Source organism: Cytophagia bacterium CHB2 (genome assembly GCA_030263535.1).
Classification (GTDB): Bacteria; Zhuqueibacterota; Zhuqueibacteria; order Zhuqueibacterales; family Zhuqueibacteraceae; genus Coneutiohabitans.
Genome location: SZPB01000338.1, coordinates 1 through 7,100 on the forward strand (window position 1 = coordinate 1; position 7,100 = coordinate 7,100).

3 protein-coding genes are annotated in these 7,100 nt (G+C 53.1%); all 3 read right to left on the minus strand.

Translation table 11 applies throughout. The annotated features are described in order from the left end of the window. On the minus strand, positions 1-1,309 hold a 1,309-nt coding region (locus FBQ85_23925; protein MDL1878183.1), incomplete at its 3' end, for an alpha-N-arabinofuranosidase. Further along, positions 1,306-2,652, minus strand: coding sequence for a pectate lyase (locus FBQ85_23930; protein MDL1878184.1), 1,347 nt, complete (start codon positions 2,650-2,652; stop codon positions 1,306-1,308). The genes FBQ85_23930 and FBQ85_23925, both read right to left, overlap by 4 nt. 234 nt (positions 2,653-2,886) lie before the next feature. Then, positions 2,887-4,581, minus strand: a complete 1,695-nt coding sequence (locus tag FBQ85_23935) for a T9SS type A sorting domain-containing protein (GenBank protein MDL1878185.1) — start codon at positions 4,579-4,581, stop codon at positions 2,887-2,889. Between the last annotated feature and the right edge of the window lie 2,519 nt (positions 4,582-7,100).

Below are 7,100 nucleotides of genomic sequence, written 5' to 3' on the forward strand. Positions count from 1 at the left end.
CTTGCGCGCGCGAGCACGAGACGCTCAGCGCGGGCATGCTTTTGCCGTTGTGTTCGTAATTCTCCGTCTGCAACTCCGAGGGCAGGTAAAGCGCGTCCTGATGAACTTTGTAGAGATCGAAAACATGGTACGTCGGCGTCAAAATCATTTTCTCTTGATCCGTCAGAATCATCGCCTGCAGCACATTCACCGTCTGAGCAATGTTGGCCATTTGAACGCGATTGCCGTATTTGTGAAATAGGTTGAGCGACAGCGCCGCGGCAAAGGCATCGCGCAAGGTGTTCTGTTGATAAAGAAATCCAGGATTGGAGCCCGGTTCGCCCTCGTGCCAAACGCCCCATTCATCCACCATCAAGCCAATGTGGTTTTCGGGGTCATATTGATCCATGATTTTGATGTGGCCGGCCAGCAGACCATCGAGCGCCAGACACGATTCGATCAAGGTGAAGTATTCACTTTCGTCGAACACGGTGGCGGATTTCTTTTTCTCCCAGGTTCCATTCACAAAATAATGGTGCAGCGAAAGTCCGCTCATTTGTTGTCGCGTGACTTTTTTCATCAATACTTCAGTCCAATTAAAATCACCTCCGGCTGCGCCGCCGGCGATTTTGAAAAGACGATTGTCGCCATAGTTGCGGCAGTAGGTGGCGTACTGTTTATACAGATCGGCATAAAACTCGGCCGTCATGTTTCCGCCGCAGCCCCAATTTTCATTACCGACTCCCCAATACTTCACCTTCCACGGTTTGTCGCGGCCGTTTTTGCGCCGCAAATCCGCCATTGGACTGACGCCGTCGAACGTGATGTACTCCACCCATTTCGACATCTCTTCCACGCTGCCGCTGCCCACGTTGCCGCAGATGTAGGGCTCGGTTCCCAGTTGCTCGCACAGGTCCATGAACTCATGCGTACCAAAACTGTTGTCCTCGGTTACGCCGCCCCAGTGCGTGTTAATCATTGTGGGACGCTGATCGCGCGGGCCGATGCCGTCGCGCCAATGATATTCATCTGCAAAACAGCCACCCGGCCAGCGCAGGTTGGGCACTTTGATGTGCTTCAATGCAGCGACGACATCATTGCGAATGCCGCGCGTGTTGGGAATGGGTGAGTTTTCGCCGACCCAAATGCCTTCGTAAATGCCGCGGCCGAGATGTTCACTGAACTGGCCATAAATGTGCCGGCTGATGGTAAATCTGCCGGAATCCGCATGCACGATTAGTTTGTTTTTTGAAGTGTTCATGTTCGTCTGATTAAATGCAATGCCGGGAATGAGGCAGAGTAAAGCAAAAGCACTTGTTGAGATTTTCATTTGTTTTCACCGTGAGCATTTGCTGTACTGTCAATCGTTGTTGCTGTAAGATCGCTGGCGGACTGTGCCAGAGTGTTTAAATATTTTTCCAAATTGGTGTAGCCGTCGCCGTCGAAGTCGCCGTTGCGATCGTCGGGATTCGTGGGATCGAGGCCGTGGCGGCGTTCCCATTTGTCAGCCATGCCGTCGCGGTCCTGGTCTTGTCTCGCAGGCGCGGAATGCAGCACGGGCCAGCCACCAACCTGATCTTGTGAATCAATGAGGCCTAAACCGTTCTTGCCGAATTTTGCAGTTCCAGTGCGAACTTCCTCGACAATGCGCGCGTCAACCGTGTCGCGCTTGGGCAGAAGCGCACCGGCAGAAGCGAGCACCAATGCAAAAGCCTCTTCCGCAGAATGCGTCACAACCGGCGCAAACGGGTGTGGCGTGTTCACTTTACCCAGCGCGGCAAACTTGCCCTGCACACCCGCCCAATTGTCGGCTGTGACCTCGGGAAAGCCGTGTACAAAGTTGTCCGCAACGTACCATTTGCCTTTTTTATCGTACGGCTCAACAATGCGATTCTTCGTGTGACCGGTTGCCGGGCCGAATTTGTAATAGTTCGCAACGAGGTTGTGCTTGCCGGCCTCGCCGCCGTACGTGCTGTTCTCGCCCCAGTTGTAAATCACGTTGTTGCGAAAATCGACCAGCTCTTTCTCCGGGACGCCGTGGGTGCGGCTGCCGTTGAAGCGCGGGTTACGATTGGAGTTGTGCGCCAGGAGATTGTGATGGAACGTTGTGCCTTTGCCGCCCCAAATGCCGGCATAGCCGTGCTTGCCTTTCCGATGATAAGAGTCATTCAGGCTCTCGCTGATCAAACACCATTGCACGGTGGCATTTTCATTGTCATAGAACGAAGCCACTTCGTCAATACCCCAGCTCATCGAGCAATGATCGAGGATGATATTCCTTTGACCGAGGCACGAAACGGCATCTTCCTGCAGCCGGTTCACATCTCCCAGACGAATACGAAGAAAGCGGATGATGACATTGTCGGCGGCAATGACCAGCGGATGGTCTTTGAGGCAGATGCCGTCGCCCGGCGCAGTTTGCCCGGCAATGGTGAGGTCGCCATTCTTGATGCGCAGGGCGGAGCGCAGGGCAATGGTGCCGGAAACCTGAAAGACGATGGTTCTGGCGCCGCGCGCCGTAACCGCCGCGCGCAAGCTTCCTGCTCCGCTGTCATTCAAATTGGTTACGGCGAGCACTCTGCCGCCGCGGCCGCCGCTGGTGAAACGGCCAAAACCCTCTGCGCCGGGAAAGGCCAACTGTTGAGCAAATGCCTCTGCAACAATCAACACCAGCGAAATCAAGAGAACGAGAACGCGGGAATGCAATTTTCGCGAATGAACCAAGAGCAGAGGCGCGCAGCAGGATTGAATGGCGTTCGCAGTCAATTTGGGAAATCGCCTGGCTTTGTTTTTGTCTACCTTCATGCGGGATTGGTTTTGCTCCACCCGCACCGTAATAACAACACACGTCACAGGCCGGCCTGTGGCAGATCCGGTCTGTGACGTGAGGGGATAGGTCAAATGACCCTATTTCATCAAGACCATTTTACGCGTTTGGTGGAATGTGCCGGCTTCCAGTTTGTAGAAATAGATTCCGGAAGGCACGTTCTTCGCATCCCACACAACATTGTGTTGGCCGGCGGGCAGTTTGCCGTTGACCAGCGTAGCGACTTTCTGTCCAAGCGCATTGTAAATCTCCAGCTTCACCTCGCCGGCTTTGGCAAGCGCGAAGGTGACACTGGTCGAAGGATTGAAGGGGTTGGGATAATTCTGGTTCAATTGATAGGTGGCGATGGCCGCATGTGGCCTGTCCGCTACTTCCACATCAATGCCTTGTTCCCACTTCGCCTTCAGTTCCGGATACCAGTTCAGGTCGCCGGCAGGATAACCCTTTTCGGCGCCGGTGTAGGCGGTTGACGAGGTTGGATAAGTTGCATTCAATTCGTCACGATAGTACTCAATCGGGCGACGATCATAATCATCGGTGTTGCGATTGAAAACAGCGCCCGGCGTGTTCTTTGAGCGGTTGCCGCCTGTCGGGCTTTCATACCAGCGCATCATGTTCGTCATCAGGCGCGGCGTGTTGCTCAGCGTGAGGTTGGTCATCCTAAAGGCATTCACTGAATCCGCGCCCAGCCGGCTGTTGATGTGATACGACAGCGGCGAGCCTGGCGGATAGCCAAAATCATTCAGGAATGCCCAGCCCGAATCGCTGATCGCATAAAAATTATTGCTGACCGTCCAGTTGGTCGTGGTATTCGGCGCAGTGAAAATCCAGGTGATGCGGTTTCTGCCGTTGGGATAAATCTCGCCGGTGTTGGCCCATTCCGCGGCGCGGGTGGCGTCGGTGGAATCTTCGCCGAGCGCAAACGCATCGACAAACAAGTTGTTGGTGATGCTGATCTCCGGGCCGACATTGCCGAGCGACAACAGCCCGTGGAAGCCCATGCCGTTGATGAACGTGTTGTGGTCGATCCGGCCGTACTTGATCTCGCCCGTGCCCGCTTGCGGATTGGCAAAATTATAGTGCCGGATGGCGCGATCCTGAAAATTCACGAACGTGTTGTTGACGATAATAAAGGAGTCGCAGGCCGCTTCGCGCAAATCAATGCCTTTGCCGGCGCCGAGATTCGACGTCGTCAACGCGCCCATGTTCGCAAAAATCGAATTCGTGATTGATACTTTGGTGGTATTGAAACCCGTCCGAACGTGTTGGCCGTTGATATTCGAGAAAACCACACCATCCAGCACGATGGAAGAGCCGACTGCGGTGGTGTTGATCAAACCGCCTTGCACGCCGTCGACGCGATCCGGCTCCGGTTCATAGAAACCGGCAATGCAAACATCCTTGATTTCCAAGTGGCCGCCATTCAATACCACAAAATTGCCCGGCGGCCGGGTCGGCGATCCGCCGGTGCCGGTTTCCCACAGATAAATGATCGGCTTCTTGCCGGCGCCCGCGGCTGCGCGCAACCGCAGTGTCTGTCCCGCGGGAACGGTTACCACGGCATTGTGCAGATAAACGCCATCGCGCTGCAATTCATAGACGCGGTTGGCTTTGAATCCGCCGGCAATGACGGTGTCCGCCAAAATCTGAGTATTGACGTGAGTCGCCGCTGTGCCATCGGTGGGCGTCAATGGAACGACAACGTCCTGGCCATAGAGAGACGCGGCCAGAAGGAACACCGCAGTAAAGATCGTTTCCAATTTCAAGTGGCGCATTAGAGTCTCCTCTGGTTGATGAGTGTGAAAAGAAATTGTTTGAAAGATACAAGCATACGTTCCCCGACGTTGCCTCCCGTCATTCTAATTTAAAGGTCAAGCCGAAGTCGGCGGTCAAGCCGTATTTTTCGCTTTGATTGAAGAGTCTGCGGTTGAACACTCCCTGGTCTGGCGAACTGTTGTTGATCTCGCTGCCGTCTTCAAGATTCGTGACATTGCTGAGGTTCACAAATAAGGCAAGATTGCTGGTAATGCCCTGCTTCAAGGTCAAATCAACGCGCGTGAATGCCATGGTAATCTGATCTGCCAAGCCGCCGGCGGAGTAGGATACATTGTGCTCGCCTTGGTGAAAAACGGAAACTCTTCCCGAAAATCTGCCGATGTCATAACCCAATGCAACATTGCCAAAGAATTCCGGCATGCCCTCCAATTTTTGTTTTCGTTCTGCGAGCACGGTAAATTTTCTCCACGTCGGGGGAATCGGTCCGGGCGGATCATAGAAGACGGAGTCAATTTGCGAGGTCCAAATAAACGCCTCGGACCGTACGATGGAAGCATTGTATGACAATACAATGTTTCTCAGCAAGCCCGGCAGGAAGCGAAAATTGATCTGATGCTCGAATTCGAATCCCCATACTTTTGTAGGTCTGGGGGAATTGTAGGGGAGAGTTAAATTGTAAGGCGAGGTTCCCATCTGGCTCGGCCAATTTATGCCAAAGCTTTGAATCAGAGTGTCCTGTATCACACCCTGCGCATCGCGCACGGCAGTCGTGTTGAAATTGTTCAGCATATGATACATGTCTTCGATTTCTTTGTAATAGGCCGACAAAGAAATCAATCCGATCGTGTTGCTGAAGAAAGAGGTGTTCAACTCATAATTCCAGGCGCGGGCGGTTTTGAGCTTGGGATTGCCGACAAAAACCTGCAATTGCGATCCGACTTCGGCCGGGCGGCCGGCAATGTATCTCTCCAATCTCATATTAAAATCCGGGCGCGCCAGCGCTTTGTAAGCGGCGACACGCACTTTCATAAAATCCAGCGGCGAAACAGAGAGATTGAGATTGGGGAGAAGCACGGTTTGCGAAGCTGATGAGGTCGTGTCCCTGATGGAGTTGGCAGTGACAGGAAAACCGCCCACGGATTGCGGCATGAACTTGGAAGCATAATCGTTGTCTTCGTTCTCGATGCGCAATCCGCCGATCACAGTTATCCTTTGCCCGATATGCAGCGTGTTCATGATATAACCGGCACCGACGCGTTCCGTGACGTCATAATCGTCATATCGAATAAGGGGATTCGTCCATACTTCGAGTTGATTACGCGTCACGTCGATGCCGTATCGGTTAAGCTCATACCATTGCCGCAGCCGGTCTCTGTCAATAAGCGGATTCAAGCTGTAGGAGCCGTACACGTCACGCGCAACCGGATTATTGAAGAACAAAGACATTGGCGTAAAACCGCCGCCGCCGGCATTCAACCAGTTTTCGAAGGGCGTGCCGGTGAAATCCTTGGGACGGAATGTCCCATCCGGCAGTAACTCATAACGCTGCCATCTGCCCAGATAATAAGGCGTGAAATCTTCCGTGCGGACATTTGAGCGGTCTTTTGCTTTATACTTCCCGCCGATTTTTACCTCACCTGAGATCTTGCTGCTCAGTAGATATTTTCGCGCAACATCCAGGGATGCTGTCCGCTCTTTGTCAAAATTGCGTTGCTTGCGGTAATAAGCCCAGGACAATCCCGCCGCGGAAAAATCATTGATGGCGTAGTCAATCAACTGCTCCGGGTTGCCCTGCAAATTGGTCGGCGTCGGCCGCATGCCCGGCCGCTCGACAAAACTTGCTTCATAATCAAAAGGATAGTCGGACTTCGACTGCCCGAACGACGCGCCCCAGTTCAGATTCAATCCGAGCAGGCTGTTGTCTCCTCGAATCGAACTGCTAAAGGTATTTATATCCTGTTCGCGGTCGCGATAATTATAAACCGGTGCGCCTGACTCGCTTCCGCCGCCGACTGCCGGATAATCCCGGGTAGACCAGAGGTAATCTCTTTTGGTGCGGCCAAAAACATTGTTGAAGCGAATCACGCCATTATCCGGCGTGTTGACATCAAACAACACGCTGAAGCCGTCTCGCTTGCGGATTTCATCCGTAAATTCGAGCAGAAAATCGTCGATAAAGAAACTTTGGTATTGAAGATTCGCGTAATCGACATTGATTCGTTCGTTGCTGCGGATGCGTTTTTCAAGATTCCCCGCCAATTGCACGCCGAGAACATTATTAAAAAATCTCTCGCCGTAATTCAGCGAAAAATCATACTGGTCGGCGGATTCCATCAGCCGATTGTAGTCGCCCTTCAAATCAACTTTGATGTTTCTGGTTTCCGGCGCTGTTTTGGTGACCAGGTTGATGCTGCCGGCCAGCGCATCGCCGTCTTTATCCGGAGTTAAGGCTTTGTACAATTCTATTCCCGCCAGCGAACTTTGTGACAGCGTGCTCAAATCGACGCCGCGGCTGGTG

Bases quoted from the DNA above. Each gene is read 5' to 3' on its own strand.
- FBQ85_23935 (MDL1878185.1), bottom strand. From the start codon at position 4,581: ATGCGCCACTTGAAATTGGAAACGATCTTTACTGCGGTGTTCCTTCTG.